Below are 20,992 nucleotides of genomic sequence, written 5' to 3' on the forward strand. Positions count from 1 at the left end.
AACAACATGGGCAATATCCTATTATTCTCACTCATCATCGGCCTTGCAGCCACCATTCTGATCGTCCCGATGAGTGCCATGAAAATGAAAAAGAAAGAGGGCTACCCGTCATTCGCCAAAGTGTTCGGTGCCACCCTCATCATCGCCATCGTCGCGACATTCCTGTTCTACTACTTGACCAACCTTGACCAGAACTTTACCAGCGTCTGGATCCTCTTCATCATAGCCGCCATCGCCGGAGCATCACTATCCTACGGTAAAGAGCGCATGATCAAAGGAGTCCTCGTCCTTGCTGGCCTTGTAGTCGGTGTCTATTTCCTCAGCGCCTTCCTGTTCAACGCGGACGAGAAGTACGAATCCGCCGATATGGAGACGAAGACCGAAATCCAGGCATTCGACGAGACGGAAACACCGGCAAGCGTTCCGCCTCAATTCGCCCGGAACAAAATGAAAAAAGCATTCGGTCAAGTCCCGAATACAAGCTACTATGAACTCGGTAATCTGCAGATCCAGAAGGTCAACGGGGACTACGTTTATATCGCCCCAGTCGAATTCTCGGACTTCTGGAAATGGGTGAAAGGTGACAAAACACCGGGGTACTTCATGCTGAGTGCAACGGACTCCACCGCCAATCCTAAATTCATGAAGCAGGAAATGAAATACACCCCTTCTTCTTATCTGAATGAAAACATCGAGCGCCATATCCGCATGAAGTATCCGAAGAAGATTTTCTACGGTGATGTGCAGCTTGAAGTGAACGACGAAGGGAAACCTTTCTACATCCGGACATACGGAACCTTCATCTCTGCCCGTAACGGTTTTGACGCGGAAGGGGTCGTCCTGGTGGATGCATTGACTGGTGATACGAAAGCTTATCCGATCAAGGATATCCCTGCATTCATTGACGGAGCCATCTCACCCGAGACCGTCAGCCTTCAAAACAGCTACTTCGGTAACTTTGTAAAAGGATTCTGGAACAGCAAGTTCGGAAAATCCGACGTGAAGCTGCCATCCGATGAAGGAACGGAAGCGAATGTCACGCCGGTCTTCAACAAAGACGGCGATATGTACTACTTCACAGACTTCACGTCTCCTAAAGAAGGCGTAGACTCCATGCTTGGGTATTCCATGACCAATGCCCGTACCGGGGAGGCTACCTACTATACCGGGAACCTGGAAGAATCGTATATGGATTCACAAGGCGCCCTGCAGATCATCCAGAAGCGATTCATCGAGAAGAAATGGGACGGCAAGATGCCGGTTCTTTATAACTTCTATGGTGAAGCAAGCTGGTTGACACCTGTACTCGATTCCAATGGATTCCTGCAGAACTATTTCATCGTCTCCGCAGCGAACCCGGAAATTGCCGTGTACGCCGATACACCGAACCAGGCGCTGAAAATGTACAAAACCGCCCTTCAAAAAGGATCCGGAAGCCTGAATAACAACTCCAAGGCTGAAGAGAAACAGGATTCCGGCAAAGTAGTCCGGGTGTACAAAGAAAAATCCGGAGATTACACGGTCGTTTCCTTCCTATTGGAGAACGGCAAGAACTATATCGTTTCGTCTGAAATCAGCCCTCTTGCCATCTACCTGAGGGAAAACGATACGGTCAAGATTACGTATAGCGATACCGAGGAGGAATTCCTTCCGGTGAAAGACCTCACGATTGAGGGACTGTAAAACACGAAAGCCGATGGGCACGCCCCATCGGCTTTTCTTATTCTGCATTCTGATAATAAACGAGCTGATCCTGCCACATCCCCCGCTCATAGATGAACCCCTTCCTCGTGCATTCGTATGTCATGCCGACGCTTTCCACCAGGGAGATGGACGGGATATTGTCAAGGTCGATGTGGGCTTCGATCCGGTGGTAGCCGATTTTGGTAAACGCCAGTCGCAGTGTAGCTGCCACGGATTCTTTCCCGAATCCCTTCTGCCAGTGTTGATTATGGAGCACATAGCCGATCCTTCCCCAATTGAAGTTATACCTCATGAGAGTCGAGACGTCGACGGTTCCGACCATCACTCCCGTCGCTTTCAGGAAAACCCCGAAGATATAGACCTCATCCTTCGCCATCATCTCATCCTGTTTGCCGATCATCTCCGCGAACCACTGCTCCGTGCATCCCGACATATCCTGATACCCGGCATCATACTTATGCTGAGATGGCAGGCGATCGAGATGTGACTGCAGCCAGTTCCCATAATCCCATCGGGTGAAGGGTCGGATCACCAGACGTTCTGTTTCCATCACTAGTTGTGTTCCTGTCATCCTTTTCACCCCTACCCTTTGTTTCTATTATCATATCAATCCGTTTTGAGGAATGGTATCTTCTTTCAACAAAAAATATCATCTTTCCGTAATGAAAAAAAATCCCCCTCATCCGAGAGGGACTGCTACGTTATCAGCATGTGTTTCCATCAACCGTGCCACTCTTCCTGCTCCTCCTCAAGGTCATCTTCTCCAAGGAGCGTATTCTCCTCAAGCCGCTCAAGGATCCGGCTTACTTTGAATAGGATAAGGAACAGCGTAACGACTGCAACGGCGAGCAGCACAACAATCATGATTTCAATATCCATAAGTTGTCCCCCCTTACCAAACTCTATGTCGAGAATGGTAAGAAAAGACGATGATGGAAAAAGAAAAGAAAAATAGGGCGAATGTTCGGGGGGAATTAGTACGCCTTTGCCCAGTACACCATGTCCCGCGCTTCCTTCCCGCAGCACACACAGGTGTCGGCTACCTTCTCCTGTTCGAACGGGATGCAGCGGCTGGTGGCGGTGGTTGCTTCCTTGATCTTGTTCTCGCATGCTTCCTCTCCGCACCACATCGCTTTGATGAATCCACCTTGATCGATTTGAGACTTGAACTCTTCGAAGGTGACCGCTGTGCTCGTTTTTTCTTCACGATGCACAGTGGCTTTTTTGAGCAGGTTCTCCTGGATGTCATGGAGGAGAGCCGTGATGGTCTCTTCGATTCCGTCGATGGATACCGTCACTTTTTCCCCTGTGTCCCTGCGGACCAGGATGACGTGCCCATTTTCGATATCACGAGGTCCGGCTTCCAATCGAAGCGGAATCCCCTTCATTTCATACTCATTGAACTTCCAACCCGGTTTCTTGTCGCTCGCGTCGATCCCCACCCGTGCGACGGAGGATAGGCGCCTCTTCATATCATAGGCGAAATCGAGGACTCCTTCTTTGTGCTGGGCGATCGGCACGATCATCACTTGAGTCGGCGCGATCTTCGGTGGCAGGACGAGCCCCCTGTCGTCTCCGTGCACCATGATCATGGCGCCGATGATCCTTGTCGTGAAGCCCCATGACGTTTGCTGGACGTACTGAAGCTTTCCGTCACGATCGGTGAACTGGATGCCGAATGCTTTGGCAAAGCCGTCGCCGAGATGATGGGAGGTACCGGATTGGAGGGCCTTCCCGTCATGCATGAGGCTTTCGATCGTATAGGTGAATTTTGCACCGGCGAACTTTTCCTTTTCTGTCTTCTGTCCTTTGATGACCGGAATCGCCAGCATGTTCTCGCAGATATCTGCATACACGTCGAGCATCTTGATCGTTTCCTCCAGGGCGTCTTCATCGGTTTCATGACAGGTGTGCCCTTCCTGCCAAAGGAATTCGAGTGTCCTCAGGAACGGACGCGTCGTCTTTTCCCAGCGCACGACATTCGCCCACTGGTTATACAGCTTTGGAAGGTCTCGATACGAGTGGATGATGTTTTTGTAGTGCTCCCCGAAAAGGACCTCCGATGTCGGTCTGACACACAGTCTTTCGGCAAGCTCCTCTTCTCCGCCGTGGGTCACCCAAGCTACTTCTGGAGCGAAGCCTTCGATATGATCCTTTTCCCTCTGGAGCAGACTTTCCGGAATGAAGAGCGGCATATAGACATTCTCATGCCCCGTCTCCTTGATCTTCCCGTCGAGGGCATCCTTGATATTTTCCCAAATGGCATATCCATAGGGGCGGATGATCATGGAGCCCCTTACGCTTGAATAGTCGATGAGTTCAGCCTTGGTCACGACGTCCGTGTACCATTGGGCGAAATCCTCATCCATGCCTGTGACATTTTGTACGAATTGCTTTGCCATAATTGACACCATCCTTATTAAAATGAATTCCAGTGAAACAAAAAAAGCCCCGCTTCTCATTAGGGACCATTCCTGGCGGGACCACCCTAATTCAAAGCAAGGCTTTACTCTCATCATGCATGATAACGGTATCGAACCGCTGGGGTTACCAGAACTCAAGGGCAGGTTCACGAATGTTTTCCATAGGAGCTTCTCACCACGCGGCTCCCTCTCTGAATGGACACGATGTTCACTACTGATCCCCATCAATGTTTCAACATTTAGATATTTTAGATGATTATATAGAGATTCTTCTTGGGTGTCAATGAATTGTTCATCATTCTATCCCGGTCCTGTGGATTTCATACGTGGCCGGGCTGCTTTCCCGACGGATGGACAGGAGGAGCAGGATTGACGTGATGAGCATGATGATAGCACCTGCGCAAACGGCCCACCGGATGGACACGAATTCTGCGCCAATTCCGATGGAGATGGTCATAATCAGTACGAGGGCACCCTCTGCCAGTCCATAGATGCTCGCGATCCTCCCCATCATCTTCACCGGGATCTTCTCTTGGAAAAACGTCTCAAAACCCGTGCTTGCAAATGCGAGGGCGAAGGATAGGAAGGCAAAGCCAGTGGCCGCCCACACCATGGTGTCAGAAGACGCATACAGGAGATACCCTGCAGCGACGGCGACTCCCCCACCTCCCATGAGCTTCATATAGGACAGGCGATGGGCAAATGCCGTATTCACGATGGATCCGAGGATGAAGCCGGCGCCTGCGATGCTGACCATATATCCATACGTGCTGTCGGACAGATGGAGCACCTGCTTCGAGAAAGCCGCTTCCAGGGAATCGACGGCCGCGGTCATGACAAGCAGGCAACTGAACAGGAAGTAAATGAGCATGATCGATGCATGCCGTTTCGTATAAGTGCTCACCAGCTTCCAATCTTCCCGCACAGCCGATAATGAAAAGCGGCCGATGTCGGCATCGGCCAGAGCCTCCCGTTCAAGGTTAGGCAATAGCAGGGTGATAAGACCCGACCCGCACAGGGCTGCTGCCGTGACGAACAGGGATAAGTGAGGCGTTCCGAGCTGAAAGAGCAAGCCTGCGACGGCCGGTCCCATGATGAAGGCTCCCGATCCGATGAGTCCTTTCAGGGCGTTGAAGCGTTGACGGCTGGCCTTCGGGATCAGCTGGATCATATACGTCCTGCTTGCCGGATGAAACACAGCGCTCATCATATTGATGAAGAACACCACCGCATACATGGCAATGGACATTGGCATTAGCACCACTACAATAATTGAAACAGCCCGTGAAAAATCGAGGATGATCATCAGGTTCCGCTTATTCACCCGGTCGATGAGACTTCCCGACCACGCATTCACCACCATGCCGGCCGCCGGCTTCAATAGGTAGAGTAGCACCACGGCCATCGGTGATTGTGTTTCATTGAGGACGATCAGATTCAGGGCGATCAAGTAAATCCAGTCGCCGATATTCGCTATGCCGATTCCCGTTAACAGGATGGCTGGGTATTTCCACTTATTCATCATTCTTCCTCCCGCGATTCGTAGTAAAAACGAAAAAAACCCACCCCCAAGACGTTTGGTCTTGGGGGCGAGTCTGTCATCGCGGTGCCACCCCAGTTCATCGATATGTCGCCATACCGACCTTTTCGGGTACAAGTCTATACCCTAGCTCTATAACAGGAGCTCCTGTCACACCATCCCCGGCTGGTTCCGATGCACTGCTCAGAGGCTTGCTTCACTCCCGTTCCTCCTTCCCCTTTTCAGCTGCCGGGGCTCTCTGTCTGAAGGTCATGGAAGCTACTCTTCTCATCATCGCATGTAATTTCCAGTATCATAGCACGGGTGGAAAAAGAAGTAAACTGTTTTTTCACAGGGTGACGGCTCTTTTCGCTTCGCTGGATCGGTAAGCGACCATGGCGACTTCCACTGCCTTCAAGCCATCAACCCCTGTGATGGACGGCTTTCTTCCTTTCCTGATACAATCCACGAAATCACGGATGAGCGCTTCATCCATATCTTCTCCCACAAACACATGCTGCATCGGCCCGTCACTGAACAAACGGTAATGTTCCTTGAACGCATCGGCCTTGATCGTCTTCTTGGTCCCGATCACTTCAAGGGTGGCGTCCCCCCATGTCGGATAGCGGTCGAACCGCGACCAGCTCGCATCATGGGTCGCCATGATGCCTCCTTCAAACTCCAGGGTCATGATGCCCGCGTCGTCGATCTCGATATCATGAAAGAAAGAATCCACCATGGCATCGACTTCTTTGACTTCCTTACCCGTGAGCCAGCGCATGATATCCACCATATGAACCGTATGATCGAGCACGGCTCCTCCTCCTGAACGGGCGGGGTCAATGAACCATCCTCCGGGATTCTGACCGCGATTGGTTGACCTGAACGCAACGATCTCTCCAATCTCTCCCCGGTCCACCCTCTCCTTCAGTTCCATCATCGGCCTGCTGAAGCGGACGGGGAAGGCCACCTGAAGGATGACGCCATTCTCCTCGCAGGCATCGATCATGGCCTGTGCGTCCTCCAGGGTGGTCGCAATCGGTTTTTCACACAGGATATGCTTCCCTGCCTTTGCTGCATCCAACACCATGTCCTTATGCCGGCTGTTCTCGCTGCATATGATGACGGCCTCCATCTCCTGTGCCAAAAAGTCCGTTTGATCCGGATAATAGACTGTACCGTATGATCCGGCTGCTTTTCTACCCCGGTCTTCGTCCTCATCGAAGACACCGGCGACGGACACACCCTTCATCTTTTGCAGGCTGGAAGCATAGCTGTAAGCATGCATGTGGGCAAAACTCATGATCCCGATTTTCACGCTTCCACACCTCCCTTCACCAAGTCAAGATAGGCCACGTACTTCCCGGCATCCTGCCGATTCTTTGCATGTTCCAGGATCCGCTCCAGTGAATACGTAAGCTTCCCATCCATTCCCGCACAATCAAACTCGACAATCTGCTTGATTCCGCTCCATTCCACCTCGAGGGATTCGGGTGCGTTGGAACGCGTATATTCCAGATGGGACATGACCCCACCGAAACGGACCATGGCAATCTCATGGCTGACACTTCCTAGCTTCCTTGTTTTCAGCCTGACCTCATCCGGCTCCCCGAAAATCCCTGACAGGACGAAGAGATCAGAGGCCATGATCTCACGTTCGTACGGCCCCTTCCTCCTCAGTCGAAAGACACCTTTTTCACTTCCGCCCTTTACCTCTTCGACCATCTTCCCGAAAAAGGACTGCACCTCCAGATCGAAGTAGACTTTCACTTCCCCTTCTGGAAAAGAAGATGCGACCCGTTCGGGAACATACAAGGATCCTGCATTTTCGGGGACCATGCCCCCAATCGCACATAGGACAACATCTTCTTCCCTCAGGAGATTTTCATTGGCAAGGATCCTTCCCGTATCACCATAGACGAGATGTTTCATCATGCCCCCTCCCTGACCAGGAGATGGCGCAGGCGCCTAACCGCTTCCTCATTGGCTTCCCTCGCATCGTCGTGACCTTCGTACTCAATGGATAACCAGCCTTCATATCCTTCCTGTTTCAATCCGTCAACGATGTAGGATAAGTCAACCTGGCCATCACCTGGCACCGTGCCTACGAGCTCAACTCCCTGTGTCGATTTGAATCCCGGTCCGTCCCCCTCTTCCTTTTCCCTGAAGTCCTTGAAATGGACGTGGACGATTTCACGTTTTAGGCGATCGAAGGCAAGCTGCGGCTCTTCATGTACAAGGAGGAAATTCCCTGTATCAAAGGTCGATTTCACCCATGGACTGTCCACATTCTTGATGATGTCTTCCACCTGCCTGCTTTTTCCTGCAAGCAGCCCATGATTCTCGATTGCCAATGTGACACCTGCCGCTTCCGCCTTTGGAGCACAAGCCTTAAGACCGTCAATGATCCATTGTTGCCCATCCTCATACGTAAGTGCTCCGTGAAGGTCACCGCAGAAAACCCGGACGATATCCGTTCCGAACTCCTTCGCGACGGAAATCCCCTTCAGGATCTTTTCCACCTCCGCTGCCCGTTCTTCTTCGGACTCCTTGACGAAATTATTGCTTACATCATAAGCGGAGACCACGAGACCCGTGTCATGGAGAGCTTCCTTCGCTTCTATGATCTCGGATGACGGATCCTCCTCCTTCCAATAGAAGTCGAGGAGTTCCACCCCATCCAGGGAGATCTTTTTGGCATAGTGGATGAAATCGGCGACCGACCATCCCTCCTGCTTGATGGTGGACGCCAGACTGTACATGCTCACGCTTACTTTCATCGCTCATTCCTCCTTATTGTTTGGCCAAGGCCATTCCAGTTCAAATCCATCCTGCCGCAAGACATCCTGAAACTGATCCATCCGATGTTCCCTCAACTGTCGCGGATTCAGATCATGCTTGAGGCAGAATGCGACGGCTGCCCCGCCAGCCTCCCCGATATTCCACTCCACAGGATGCAGTCGAAAGCAACCATTTGTAATATGGGTGGTACCGATGTTCTTGCATCCTGCCAGGAGGTTGTCGGTGTCCTTCGGAATCAGGGCCCCGAAAGGGATATAAAACGGCAGGGCCTGGATATCCAGGTACGTCCTCCCTTTCATGCTCGGGTGCAGGTCGATGCTGTAGGAACCGACCCCGATCCTATCGGGGAACCTCGTTCCTGTCGGCCCTGTGCTAAAGTCCGGTGATACATCCTGCTCCACGACCGTATATTCGGCTTTGATCCTTCTTGATTCCCTGATATAGGGAGCCTTCGCCAGCCCGTCTTCTGTCATGAACAGGTCCTTCCTGAGTTTGAGTCCCGGATACCCTCTCCCCCCATCCTCCCTGGGCGCTTCCGTCTGTAGCCAATACAGGAGGGATAGACTCAGCTGCTTAGCCTGATAAAGGTTTTTTTCCTTTTCCGCTTTGTTCACATCGTATACATTACCGAGAAAATAATCGTTCTGGGGCCAGTTCATCAAGGTGACCTCCCCTATCCCGTCCTTCAACCGGAACAAAGATGGATCCAGGATGCGCCGGTAGGCCCAAAGGGGAAACCCCATCCCTCCGTCAAAGAGGGAGTAGGCACGCTTCTCCTTCGTAATGGGGTGGGGAGCGAAGAAGCTGAGGAGCTTATCCGGCCAGATCCCGGGCTGAAAGTCGCGCCAAAATGTATACATGTCGGGCTCGGGGATAACATGGTACCCGCCTTCCCGGTACTCCATGCCCAGCACGTAGGTGAACGCCTGGATATCCAACGGATCCGCTTCCTCCAACGCATGCGGTTCGCCCGTATCCTCCTTGGATTCAGCACCCGTCACGTACGAAATCTCCGCCAGGGGCAGAAGGTCTCCCGTTTCCGTCGCGTCAATGTAATAAGGGGCTTCAATCCCGGTCAGCCGACCGCCGGAACTTATCCAGACCTTCTCGACCCTCCTTCCCTGCTTCTCGACCTTGACCGGTGTCGCGTTCACCAAAACCGTCAGATGTCCCGTCAGCTGAAAAGGAAGGAGCAACTCCTGAAGGACGTGAAGCGTCACGCGGGGGTCATGGCAAATGGCACTTACGAGGCCGTTGCCGGGGTTAAGGGCCTTATCATCATCCACCACCTTCATGATCCTTCGATATGCGTCTCGTACTTTCCGCCGATATAGCTTGTATCTCCCGGTCGCCCCGAATTCCTCGATCCAGGGATGCTCATCGGGAGGGACTCCCTGGGACGTCACCTGCCCCCCGATCCACTCCGTCTCCTCCGTCAATATGACGGAAAGGCCTTTCTCGCATGCCGCGAGAGCCGCGGCGACACCGCCCAGCCCCCCTCCGATAATGGCCAGATCCACATGATGGCCGTCCATCCTAGAGGATCACTTCCCGGCCGGATTCCGCCGACTCATAGACAGCATTGAGCATCTTCATCACTTGGACACCGTCTGCAACAGGGGCAATCGACTCCTTCCCTTCAAGGCAGCATGAGACAAAGTGATTGATTTCCGTATAAAAAGCCCCTTCGAAATCAAAAGTGAGTTGATCCACTTGGGGGGTGACATTCAGGATCGTTTGATGCTGCTCCGTGACGATTGCGATTTCGGGTTCGAATTCAGCCCCGCCCTTTTCACCGTATAGCTTGACAGAGAGTTCATCTTTCTTCGCCTGCAGGGTGAAGCTGACATCCACCATGAGGGAGGCTCCGTTCTCAAACCGGATGAGGGCGTTGGCAAGGTCCTCCACATCGTTATGGTGTGGATCGTAATCCGCGGCCTGGTAGAATGATAGATTCTCGATATGATGGCGGTTGCCAAGCTTCCGGTACGTATTCCCGCTCACCGACACCGGGCGTGGTTTCCCCATGAAGTACCAGCAAATATCGATCATATGCACGCCGAGATCAATGAGGGGGCCACCCCCCGATTTTGTCCGGTCGCTGAACCATCCGCCAGGATTCCCAAGGCGTCTGAGACAGGTTGCCTTCGCATAGTAAATCTCCCCCAGGTCACCACTGTCGATGAACTTTTTCAGGAGGGCTGTATTGTTTCCGTGCCTCCGCACGAAACCGACCTGAAGGACCTTGCCTGACCTCTTCACGGCTTCCTCGACCCGGAGCGCCTCCTCCACCGTCATGCAGAGCGGCTTCTCAACGAGTACATGTTTTCCGGCATCCAATGCGGCAATGGCAATGTCAGCGTGGGAATTATTCCACGTACAGATGCTGACCGCATCGATGGCATCATCAGTCACCAGCTCATGGTAGTCCCTGTACAATCTGTCGACTCCATACTGCTTTCCCTTTTCCTCCAGGCGCTGTTCATTCACATCACATAGTGCCGTAAGTTCCGCATCAGCATGTGCCAGATACGGTTTGATATGAAACTGTGAAATCGAGCCAAGACCCACTACACCGACCTTCAACATAAGACCCTTCCCCCTTAATCGAAATAGATTTCTCTCCCTCTCCGGGAGGATTCATAGATTCCTTTCAACATCTTCAGTATGTGCATCCCCGCTTCCCCATCGATCAGCGGGTCTTCTCCCGTCCGTACACACTGAATGAAATGACCGACCTCATCCTTGAATGGATCCTCGCCCTTAAAGACGGGAAGGGTTTTGGACAGGACTCCATCCCTTTCCTTAAAGAGCGCCAAGGGCGAAAGCGAAGCCCCTCCCTTCGTCCCGTAAAGCTCTAGGGATATCCCTTCGTCCTGTTCCCCGTCCACCGCCCAGGCGATTTCCAGTGAGAGTGTACAACCGTTCTTGAACTGGACCCAGGCGGCTCCGAAATCCTCGACGTTGAATACTCCTTGCTCATTCAACCGATGATTGGCAGACTGCCAGCTTGATACATGCTTAGTCTCATAGTTTCCGTGAACGTTAAGGGTCTTGCCTGCTATACTCTTCACGTCAGGACATCCGGCGATCCACCAGGCCAGATCCAGGACGTGGACGCCGATGTCCATCATCGCCCCACCTCCTGAGTGCTTTAAGTCTGTGAACCATCCCTTCGGTGTCCCACGCTGCCGGAAAAGCTTCGCCTTCATGTAGTGGATGTCCCCAAGCCCCTGTTCCTCCACCATGCCCTTTAGGATCTTCACGTCCTTCCGGAAGCGGTGGGTCATCCCGACCATCGTCAGAGCCCCATTCTCCTTTGCAAGGGCCAGATATCCTTCCACTTCGGCAAGCTCCGTCCCGATCGGCTTTTCCACAAATACGTGGATGCCCTTCTCCGCCGCTTTCCTGGCAAGGGGGATATGCGAACTGTTTGGAGTACAGATCATGACGGCATCGATCCCTCCGTCAGCGATCATGGCATCCATATCTCCGTAAAATCGCGGAATTCCATGACGTTCCGCGATGGCTTTTGCCCTTTCCACATCCATGTCCACGACCGCCGCAATCGTTGCCGCGGGATGTTCCTTCAGATGGACAAGATGACTGGAGACGGCAATCGCCCCCAGTCCGATCAGCCCAATCGTAATGTTATCCTTCATACCATCCCACCTTACTTCGCGTAATCAATCACTTTCGTCAGCGTGGACGTCTTTTTATCCATCAGCTCCGAGAACACTCCCGTCACCTCGCTGAACCCTACGACCTCCTGGATAAACGGGGTGACATCAATCCTCTTCTCACTTACAAGACGGATGTATTCCGCAAGGTTCCGTCCCTCCGTCCACCTGACGAACCCATACGGATAATCCACCGCATCCGCTTCATAGCTCTGGTCATAGCGACCGGGACCCCCGGCACGTGAAATCAGGAGCTGCGCTTCCTTACTGAACATCGGGTGGCGGGGGAAATCAGGCTCGATGTCTCCTACGATGACCACCTTCCCCTTATTCCGGATCCACTCAAGGCTTTGAGAGGTGAGGGAAGATTTCTTCCCTCCTGCACAGAGAAGGACGGCGTCTGCTCCATGTCCATCGGTACAAGAGGAGATTTCCTCCTCCAGGGCTCCCAGGGATGAAACAGCCCTCACCCTGGGGGACCTTCGCGTCATAGCCGCCCTCTCATCATGAAGATCACAAGCGACCACCCTATATCCAGCTGCATCGGCAATCTGGGCGATCATCTGACCGAGGAGCCCGAGTCCCACGATCACACAGGTTTCCCCGAATCTTAGATCCGCAATGCGAAGGGCATGGATGGCGATGGCCCCGATTCCACCTAATGCCGCTTCCTTTGATTCCACTCTTTCCGGCACCTTCACACAAAGCGTCTTCGGGACATGAAGAATTTCGGCATGTTGTACATACGGGGCACCGTACACCGCGACCCGCTCCCCGATGACAAATCCTTTGACGTCAGCCCCCAATTCTTCAATGACACCCATTGCGCTGTATCCAAGCGTGATGCTTTGATGGTGGCTGTTTTCGATGATGGTAAGCTCCGTTCCTGGGGAAATCACCGAATACAACGTCCTGATTTTAAGATGGGAAGAATGGAGCTCCCCAGTATGATGAGGGGCGATCTCTACTTTTCCTCTGTTCGCAACAATCTTGTTCATCTTGATCCTCCTTATGGTATCTGCCTCCATCTCTCTACATTCGCCTGAACAAAGGCATCATCCTTCAAGTGGGGATACATTCTGGTGACACGATCGATCTCATCCAATTGCCCCGGACTCAGTTCCTCATGCTCCATCAGGCACCAACGTCCCTTCAGGATCCCCTGAGCAGCCAGCACCTGATTGATACCGGCAATGCTTCCCTTGAAACCGTTCCTGGCATCGAAAAACGCCCCATTCGCATCCGTCACCTCCTGGGACAAGGGGAGGAAATGTACCGGGATCACACCCGTTCCCCTTGCTTCCTTGATCTCCCTAAACATAGCCACTGCCCTTTTCGTCCAGACGGACCAGTGACCGAGAAGACCGCCGACAATTTGCTTCTCAACGACGGTTCCGTTGACGTCGAAACGGAATGGCGTCAGAAGATCCATCACGATATTGTCATCATTCCCCGTGTAGAGGGCGATGTCCTCGCTTCTGGTCGAGTGGACAACGGCCCTCACCACATCAAGCGTCAGATAGCGATCGAAGGGAGCGATCTTGATGGCATATACGCCCGGTATCTCCGAGAACTTTTCCCAGAAGCCATAGGAAAGGATCCTTCCACCTACAGCTGGCTGTAAATAGAAGCCGAAGACCGGTATGACAGAAGCAATTTTTTCGGTCCGTTCAAGGAGCTGTTTTTCAGAGAGGTGCCCAAGGCCACCCATGCTGAGGAGGACCAGATCATACCCCAGTTTCTTCGCCACGGTCGCCTCATGGAGCGCTTGTTCCACCGGCCCGCACACCCCGGCTATCCTGATGAAGGAATCCTGCACCTTCGCCGCTTCACATTCTTCAATGGCGAGCTGAAGGACCCTCTCATATAGATTGAACTGCCGATCCCTGATCTCGAACTGTGTCGTGTGCACGCCGACTGCAATCCCTCCGACCCCGGCTTCGATGTAGTAACGCGTGAGGGCCCGCTGCCCCGCTTCATCCAGCGTACGGTCTTCCTGGAGGGCAAGGGGATGAGCCGGGATGAAGGCTCCTTCGCGGAGGGCTTTCCTTGCTGCTTCTTTCATGTTCAAAATGCCCCCTGACGTTCCTGGAAGTGGGTCGGCTTATCGTACGTATGACCGCCTCCCAGCACCCAGTCCGCCGTCATATCGATCATCTGCTGAATCGTGACCTTCGGGTAGCCGAACAGCTTATGCGCCTGGGAAGCATCATTGAGGAGGGCCGTCTTTTGCTCCTCCCCGATGAATACCGGCTCCTTCCCGAAGCGGCGGCCGAACTCACCGGCGAGCCACCTGACGGAAATGGTCTCCGGTCCGGTGACGTTCAGGATCTTCGGAGGCGAATCGACATGAAGGAGGGAGCGGATGGCATATTCATTCGCGTCGCCCTGCCAGATGACATTCACATTTCCCATCGTCAGGTCGATCGGACGTCCTTCCTGCACCTGTCTCGCCACCTCAAGCAGCACACCGTAACGAAGGTCGATGGCATAATTCAAGCGAAAAAAGAGCATCTCCGTTTGATTCTTATGGGCAAAATATGTGAGCACACGTTCCCTCCCCAGGCAAGACTGGGCATACTCCCCAACAGGATTCACCGGATGATGCTCTGAGCAATGGGAGGAGATGACATCGATGAAGGGGTAGACATTGCCCGTCGAAAAGGCAACGATCCGGGAATCAGGGAACCTTTCGGCGAATCGGCCTGGCAGATAGGTGTTCATGGCCCATGTAAAGTGTTCATTGCCGACGGTCCCGAATTTATTGCCTGCCATGAAGATGATGTTCTTCACATCGGGGAGGGACTCCAGGTCAGCCTCATTCAAAAGATCAGCCACGATCGTTTTGATGCCGGCATCTTCAAGTTCCTGCCGCAGGCTTCCTGCGGAGAAGCGGGATACACCGTAGACAACCTTCTCCACCCCGGAACGATCCACCGCCTTTTTCACAAGCTTGGCAAGTGTCGGCCCCATCTTCCCGCCTACTCCTGCTATCATGATGTCACCCTCCAGGCCTGCTATATCCTTTACCAGTCCATCCGATGGTATGGTTAAAAACGCCTCTAACTCCTCTATTGTCTTCATTTATCCGCCCACTCCTTTGTTATAATTTTCTGATAATAACTCCCCTTCATCTTAAAAACTACTTTATTAAAAGACAAGTCTTTAAATAGTCTTTAACTTCCCTCCTTCATAATCCTCATAAATATTTATTTTGACAATTCTGTTAATTGAAATTATCATGTGAATATAAAGACATGTCTGTTAACAAATGAAAAGGAGGCCATCCTATGGATTCCAAGAGAGGAACCAATAATTCTGAAATCAATATCGGGATCATCTGCCCCGAAGCCCTTGTTGACCAAACGAAGGACACGCTGAAGTCCTTTCCGAACTTCAAACCGCATTTCGGCATCATGGGTCCCGGAAGCATGATCAGCGAGGTTGCCCGTGGGCTTATGTACGAAGTCGATGTCCTCATGTTCACCGACTACCACCTGTACAAACTTGCCAAGCCGTTCATCGATTTTCCGATCCCCGTCCACCACGTCCCCCTGATGGGTACAGGCCTCTATCGTTCTCTATTCCTCATCAAGAATCAATTTGGTCTCACCCATCTGTCAGTCGATACCGTCGAGCAGAAATATGTGAAGAAGATCCTCGGCGAACTGTCCGTCAAAGACTATGAGCTCCATGTTTTTCCTTCCTTTGAGAAAAACACTCCCCTGATTGACGACATCGTGACGTTCCATGCCGATAACTTCCACCGCGATGGATCCGTCGGGCTTACCGGCATCGAAGAGGTGTCCAGGCGCCTTCAAGCAATCCATGTTCCATGCCAGTGGGTCACTCCCACCCATCAGGACATGATCGTATCCCTCGAGAGGGCACTCCTTGCCACCGAAACAAGGCGGAATAAGGAGGCCCAGATCGTCTTCGGACTCATCAACATCGATGATTTCAAAAGGGTCGCCGAGAAGTATCAGTCCGAACACGATATACAGATCCTCAAGCTCAACATTCAGCAGATGCTCCTGGACTACATCAAGCAGCTTGATGGCCATCTGATCGCCCTTGGCGGCGAAGAATATTCCTTCATCACGACCAGGGGGATCTTCGAACGGGAAACGCGGGGCTATAAATTCATCCCCCTCCTGCAGGATACAAATCAGGCCATGGGCATCACCCTGAGCATCGGGGTCGGGTTCGGGACAACGGCTGCCGAAGCCGGAAGCCACGCCCGCCTTGCACTCCGTCAAGCAAAGGATTCCGGCGGGGATGTATGCTATATCGTCCGGGAAAACCGGAGCGTCCTCGGCCCCGTCGACATTACGTCGAATATGCACTACGAGCGCTATGACCTCGCCATCACCGATGCGGAACTGCTGGAAAAGGCTGAAAAAGCAGGGATGTCCGCCGCCTATATGACGAAGCTCATGGCACGCGTCGCACGATACGGAATCATTGATTATACGGCCCAGGAGCTAGCCTCCACGCTGAATATCACGGTTCGCAGTGCACACCGCATCCTCTTGAAATGGATGGATGTGGAGCTCGTGGACATTGTCGGAGAAGAAAAATTGACCCATAAAGGGCGGCCGCGGCGGATCTATCGACTGAGCTTCATCCTTGATGAGTCGGGAAAAGAAATGCCGACCAGTTAGAGCATCACCACCCGATCTTCCTTGAGGCTCACATCCAGTGCCTCAAGGAATCGGATGATAGCCACCGTCTCATCCAGCGGCGGTTCTGCCCTCCCCTCATGGACGAAGCGTATGATCGCCTCCAACAGACTCGTGTAAAAGGGGGTGTGATGGCTTCGGATCGCAAACCGCTCCGAGTGATCCTTGTAATGGATCGTCCCACCGAATGAAGCATCACCTTCTCCGATCCCCCTCACCTTTCCGATCCTCCCATCCTTCCATATTCCCTTCAGCATGTAGTCCTTCCCATCGCACTCTGCCCGTACAGACCTCACCCCCGTACCTAATGCCCTAAAGAGCATCTCAACCATGTGAATGCCATACCACGAAAACCCGGGTCGCTCCTTTAAAAAATCCACCGGCCCGAAGACCGACGCCCCGCATACCGCTCCTTTTCCAAGAGCCACGGTCAGTCCTTCTGCAAATCGAAGGGCCGAAGAACTCATCACAGGGAGGCTGCGGGCAAGCTCTTTCATCTCCTCTGCGTCGACACCGGTGAGGGCAAAGGGTTTATCGATAAAAACCGGTTTTCCCCATGGTACGAGCCGCTTCAACTGATCCAGGTGGCAGGCTCCGTCTGCGGACAAAATCAGGACCGCATCCACCCCTTCCACCATCTCTTCGATGGTCTTTGTGACTTTCACCCCGTAAGAGCGGACCTCCTCCGTGAATTGGCCCACCCGATCCATGCTGATCGAAAGGGCTGAAGGTTCAGGAAAAGCCGTCACCATTTTTGCACCTTGGATTTCCCCCCTTCCGTTAGAACCATTCAAAAGCGACGCAAAAGCAGGGCCGTGGGAGGTGTCCACTCCGAGCATCCCAAACTGTAGGTCTCTCATCCCTTCACCCCTACTTCAATCCCGACATCTGGATGCCTTCAGTGAAGTATCGCTGGAAGAACAGGAAGATGAGGAACGTCGGGATGAATGAAAGGGTCGAACCTGCCATCTCTATACCGAAGTTCCCCTCCTTTCCGAGAATCGAGGCGAGCCCGACCGTCACAGGAAACATCTCCTCCTGCGTCATGTAGATCAATGGCTGGAAGAGGTCATTCCAGTTGGATATGAAGGAAAAGGTCCCGACCGTTGCGATGACGGGCACGGATAATGGAAGGATCACTTTGAAGAACACCTTCAGATCGTTCGCTCCGTCGATCCGCGCCGCTTCTTCGAGATCATTCGGGATGCTTTGCAGGAACTGCCTCACAAGGAATACGCCCATTATCCCCCATAATTCAGGGATGATCAGTGCCCAGTACGTGTTGATCCATCCAAAGTCGGCGAACATGATGTACTTCGGAATGATCAGAAGCTGCTGCGGGATCATGATGACGGCCATGAAGACCCAGAAGATCACCTCACGCCCAGGGAATTGCTTTTTCGCAAAGATATAACCCAGGATGGCGCAGAAGAACATCTGCGTGAATACCGGGATGATCGTGATCACCACGGAGTTGAAAATCCATCTGAGGAACATCCCGCTCCCCATCAAATACTTGTAATTGCTGATCGTCGGATCATCCGGGATCCAGAATAGCGGGTCCAACAAGGCAAACTGCATCTCCTTGAATGACCCGAGCGTCATGATGATGAACGGCAGCAGGAAACAGCCAGCAAGAAGGATCAAAGCCAGATACTTAATGAATTTCCCCATCAGTCACTCCCCCAATTCGTTATCATAGTCATCAATAGTACTTAGTCTCCTTGCCCATATACCTGCGCTGAATGAGAGAAATGAACAAGATGATGAAGAATAGTACGTAAGATAGAACGGCTGCATAACTCAAATTCAGGCCGCCGAATCCCTGCTGGTAGAGATAGAATACGATGGTCGTGGTCGCATAATTCGGACCACCGCCCGTCAGGAGGAAGGTGGAATCGAAAATCTGGAACGACCCGATTGTCGTGACGATGGCGACGTAAAAATGGATCGGTTTCAATAAGGGGAACGTGATGGACCAGAAGATCCTCATAGGTGACGCCCCGTCGATCCTGGCCGACTCGTATAACTGCTTATCAACCGACTGAAGTCCGGCAAAATAATAAATCATTGTACTGCCAGCGACCTTGAATACACTGAGGCCGGCAAGGACAAGGAGGGCCTGACTTGAATCGGCCAGAAACAGTTGGGTATCCACTCCGATGAAACTGAGGAGATAATTGATCATTCCCGATTCGGTACCCCTGAACAGCCATCCCCAGATTCCTGCAATGATGACGAATGATGTGACGACTGGCAGGAAAAAGATCCCCTTGAACAGTGCCTTCATCCGCACTCCGGAGTTGATGATCAAGGCAAGGATCAGTCCGAGGGCCATGGTCGGGATGATATAATAGATGGAGAATAATACCGTGTTCCAGATCGACTTCCAGGCAAGCTTATCCTCAAGGAACCGCTGCCAGTTTTTCAATCCTACGAACTCAGGGTCCCCGATGATTTTCCAGTCAAGGAAAGTAAGGACAAAGCTGAAGGCAAACGGGAAGATCTGAAAGATAAAGAAGTGGATGAGGATGGGAATGAGGAACACATACACAATGGCGTTTTTATTCCACTCACGCTTCACCCTTGCCCCGAAAGATCTCTTCTGCGGGACAGCAATGAAGCTTTCCGAATTGGTCTTTGGTTCAATCAGTGTCATCACCCTTTTTCTATGTAGATTGGTATTGGAATCAAGAACAGAGAGTATCAATCTTGTGAAAGATCCATACTCCCTGCCAATTGTCCTTATTGCTTGGAAAGCTCGGTCTTGATTGCCTCTGCTGCCGCATCAGCCGCTTCTTTTGGTGTCTTCTTGCCTGACATCATCGTTTGCACCTCAGCCTGGATGGCAGGCATGATGTTGCGTCCGATCGGATGAATCGTCCCTGGTAGTGCATATTGCGTATACTCCGAAAGTTGCTTCAGGTGTTCCTGATCATCGAAGATATCCTTCGCTGATTCACGCGCCGGGATATACTGGGTAACAGTGTTGAACGTGCGCTGATTTTCAGCATTCGTGACCACTTTGACAAATTCGGCAGCCGCTTCCTTATTGTCACTGTTGGATGGGACAACGAACATGCCTGTTGTTCCATACGTCATCTGTTTCTCATCCTTCAAGGGTGGTGCGATGACAAAGTCCATATCACTCTTCTTCAGATTGGTCAGGGATATACCAGAGCCTTGGACGGCCAGCAGTTTTCCACCGTTCCACAAGGCATCATGCTCCATTGCGGTGACGGAATCTTTCGGGATCCATCCCTTTTCGTACATCGTATTGATGTACTCGAATGCCTTGACTCCCGCATCGTTATTGATTTTCACTTCATCATCTTGGGTGATCACTTCTCCACCTGCCTGCCAGATGAACGGGTAGAGCGTGCCATTCATGGAACCTCCGCCTGGATAACTCAGGGCATAATAGCCTTTGTCCTTGGCTTTTTCCGCCCATTTGGAGAACTCATCCCATGTTGTCGGTAGCTTTTCTGGGTCTTCCCCGATATCTTTGATCACATCGACATTGTAGAAATACGTGTAAGCTTCCTGCAGGATCGGCAGACCGTAAGTCTTGCCCTGCCATTTAGTCGCAACAAGGGACGTGTCGACAAAGTCATCCATATCGTTATCCTTCAAGTACGGATCAAGCTCCATGAGCATTCCTTCATTCGCATATTGCGGCATCTGATCCGGAATGGCATAAAACACATCCGGTCCATTGTTGGCAGCGAGTGCCGTCAGGATCTTCTGATCACGATTGGCCCATGGAATCGTTTCGATTTTTACATCGACATCGAATTTTTCTTTATACGTTTCCACGATCTGATCCCACATTTTTTTCTCCGCATCGGCATCACCCGTATACGGGTGGACCCACACCGTGATCTCACCGGAGATTTTCCCGTCGGATTTCCCACCCGACTTCTCTCCGCTGGAGCTACAGGCTGCCAGAAGACTGAATGTCATCAAAAGCACTAAGAAAAATGACCATTTTTTCTTCATCCGATTTCCCCTTTTCGAAATTTAATGCGATGCAGGCAGTACAGTTCAACATCATTTTTGAAGCGCTATCATTTTGCGGCAAAATTTCATCGACCCCCAGAATTCTCTCCTTCCCGACCGTAATTATTTAAAAATTCAAAACCTTTAAATCAAGTCTAATTTGTTTTCCATTTAGAGACAAGT

19 protein-coding genes and 1 other annotated feature are annotated in these 20,992 nt (G+C 52.0%); of the genes, 2 read left to right on the plus strand and 17 right to left on the minus strand.

From position 1 onward, the window contains the following. Positions 1 to 6 precede the first annotated feature (6 nt). Positions 7 to 1,683: a sulfite exporter TauE/SafE family protein gene (locus ACNA6I_RS15175; RefSeq protein ID WP_048012255.1), complete on the plus strand. Its 1,677-nt coding sequence runs from the start codon at positions 7 to 9 to the stop codon at positions 1,681 to 1,683. A gap of 37 nt (positions 1,684 to 1,720) precedes the next feature. Here the strand turns inward: ACNA6I_RS15175 and ACNA6I_RS15180 are convergent, their stop codons facing one another. From ACNA6I_RS15180 to ACNA6I_RS15240, 13 genes are all read right to left on the minus strand, one after another. Then, the gene (locus ACNA6I_RS15180) at positions 1,721 to 2,275 is read right to left on the minus strand and encodes a GNAT family N-acetyltransferase (RefSeq protein WP_048012254.1); all 555 of its coding nucleotides are present in this window, start codon (positions 2,273 to 2,275) and stop codon (positions 1,721 to 1,723) included. Positions 2,276 to 2,424: 149 nt separating this feature from the next. Next, entirely contained in the window at positions 2,425 to 2,583 is a 159-nt protein-coding gene (locus ACNA6I_RS15185; protein WP_156183302.1) for a hypothetical protein, read from the minus strand. Between the two features lie 95 nt (positions 2,584 to 2,678). Beyond that, complete coding sequence (gene proS / locus ACNA6I_RS15190) at positions 2,679 to 4,106, minus strand: proline--tRNA ligase (RefSeq protein WP_048014782.1); 1,428 nt, start codon at positions 4,104 to 4,106, stop codon at positions 2,679 to 2,681. A gap of 316 nt (positions 4,107 to 4,422) precedes the next feature. Continuing rightward, positions 4,423 to 5,652, minus strand: coding sequence for an MFS transporter (locus tag ACNA6I_RS15195; RefSeq protein ID WP_416313728.1), 1,230 nt, complete (start codon positions 5,650 to 5,652; stop codon positions 4,423 to 4,425). A gap of 57 nt (positions 5,653 to 5,709) precedes the next feature. Further along, positions 5,710 to 5,950 (minus strand) — a binding site (T-box leader). 45 nt (positions 5,951 to 5,995) lie between these two features. Beyond that, a complete protein-coding gene (locus ACNA6I_RS15200; protein WP_416313729.1) occupies positions 5,996 to 6,964 on the minus strand; it encodes a Gfo/Idh/MocA family protein in 969 nt (322 codons plus the stop codon). Further along, on the minus strand, positions 6,961 to 7,581 hold the full coding sequence (locus ACNA6I_RS15205) for a hypothetical protein (protein WP_416313730.1): 621 nt from the start codon (positions 7,579 to 7,581) through the stop codon (positions 6,961 to 6,963). Before ACNA6I_RS15205 ends, ACNA6I_RS15200 begins: the two co-directional genes overlap by 4 nt. Beyond that, on the minus strand, positions 7,578 to 8,426 hold the full coding sequence (locus ACNA6I_RS15210) for a sugar phosphate isomerase/epimerase family protein (protein ID WP_048006843.1): 849 nt from the start codon (positions 8,424 to 8,426) through the stop codon (positions 7,578 to 7,580). The genes ACNA6I_RS15205 and ACNA6I_RS15210 overlap by 4 nt, the downstream gene beginning before the upstream one ends. Positions 8,427 to 8,429: 3 nt before the next feature. Beyond that, complete coding sequence (locus ACNA6I_RS15215; RefSeq protein WP_048012249.1) at positions 8,430 to 9,983, minus strand: FAD-dependent oxidoreductase; 1,554 nt, start codon at positions 9,981 to 9,983, stop codon at positions 8,430 to 8,432. Between the two features lies 1 nt (position 9,984). Further along, positions 9,985 to 11,037, minus strand: coding sequence for a Gfo/Idh/MocA family protein (locus ACNA6I_RS15220; RefSeq protein ID WP_048006841.1), 1,053 nt, complete (start codon positions 11,035 to 11,037; stop codon positions 9,985 to 9,987). Positions 11,038 to 11,051: 14 nt separating this feature from the next. Further along, positions 11,052 to 12,110, minus strand: a complete 1,059-nt coding sequence (locus ACNA6I_RS15225; protein WP_048006840.1) for a Gfo/Idh/MocA family protein — start codon at positions 12,108 to 12,110, stop codon at positions 11,052 to 11,054. A gap of 11 nt (positions 12,111 to 12,121) precedes the next feature. Next, positions 12,122 to 13,126 carry a zinc-dependent alcohol dehydrogenase gene (locus tag ACNA6I_RS15230; protein WP_159645358.1) on the minus strand — a complete coding sequence of 335 codons (1,005 nt, stop codon included), beginning with the start codon at positions 13,124 to 13,126 and terminating at the stop codon, positions 12,122 to 12,124. 11 nt (positions 13,127 to 13,137) lie between these two features. Then, positions 13,138 to 14,193: a dihydrodipicolinate synthase family protein gene (locus ACNA6I_RS15235; protein ID WP_416313731.1), complete on the minus strand. Its 1,056-nt coding sequence runs from the start codon at positions 14,191 to 14,193 to the stop codon at positions 13,138 to 13,140. 2 nt (positions 14,194 to 14,195) lie between these two features. Next, complete coding sequence (locus tag ACNA6I_RS15240; protein WP_048014773.1) at positions 14,196 to 15,212, minus strand: NAD-dependent epimerase/dehydratase family protein; 1,017 nt, start codon at positions 15,210 to 15,212, stop codon at positions 14,196 to 14,198. 206 nt (positions 15,213 to 15,418) lie between these two features. Here ACNA6I_RS15240 and ACNA6I_RS15245 point away from each other — a divergent pair, with 206 nt between their 5' ends. After that, on the plus strand, positions 15,419 to 16,792 hold the full coding sequence (locus ACNA6I_RS15245) for a hypothetical protein (protein WP_347321296.1): 1,374 nt from the start codon (positions 15,419 to 15,421) through the stop codon (positions 16,790 to 16,792). Here the strand turns inward: ACNA6I_RS15245 and ACNA6I_RS15250 are convergent. The 4 genes from ACNA6I_RS15250 to ACNA6I_RS15265 form a co-directional block, all read right to left on the minus strand. Further along, positions 16,789 to 17,670, minus strand: coding sequence for a Gfo/Idh/MocA family protein (locus ACNA6I_RS15250; RefSeq protein ID WP_416313732.1), 882 nt, complete (start codon positions 17,668 to 17,670; stop codon positions 16,789 to 16,791). The two genes, ACNA6I_RS15245 and ACNA6I_RS15250, sit on opposite strands and share 4 nt — an antisense overlap. A 10-nt stretch (positions 17,671 to 17,680) precedes the next feature. After that, on the minus strand, positions 17,681 to 18,484 hold the full coding sequence (locus tag ACNA6I_RS15255) for a carbohydrate ABC transporter permease (protein WP_048006834.1): 804 nt from the start codon (positions 18,482 to 18,484) through the stop codon (positions 17,681 to 17,683). Between the two features lie 31 nt (positions 18,485 to 18,515). Beyond that, positions 18,516 to 19,469, minus strand: coding sequence for a carbohydrate ABC transporter permease (locus ACNA6I_RS15260; protein ID WP_416313733.1), 954 nt, complete (start codon positions 19,467 to 19,469; stop codon positions 18,516 to 18,518). Positions 19,470 to 19,555: 86 nt separating this feature from the next. Further along, the gene (locus tag ACNA6I_RS15265) at positions 19,556 to 20,809 is read right to left on the minus strand and encodes a sugar ABC transporter substrate-binding protein (protein ID WP_048006832.1); all 1,254 of its coding nucleotides are present in this window, start codon (positions 20,807 to 20,809) and stop codon (positions 19,556 to 19,558) included. Positions 20,810 to 20,992 lie beyond the last annotated feature (183 nt).

It is taken from the genome of Rossellomorea sp. FS2 (genome assembly GCF_047915635.1).
GTDB lineage: Bacteria > Bacillota > Bacilli > Bacillales > Bacillaceae_B > Rossellomorea > Rossellomorea marisflavi_A.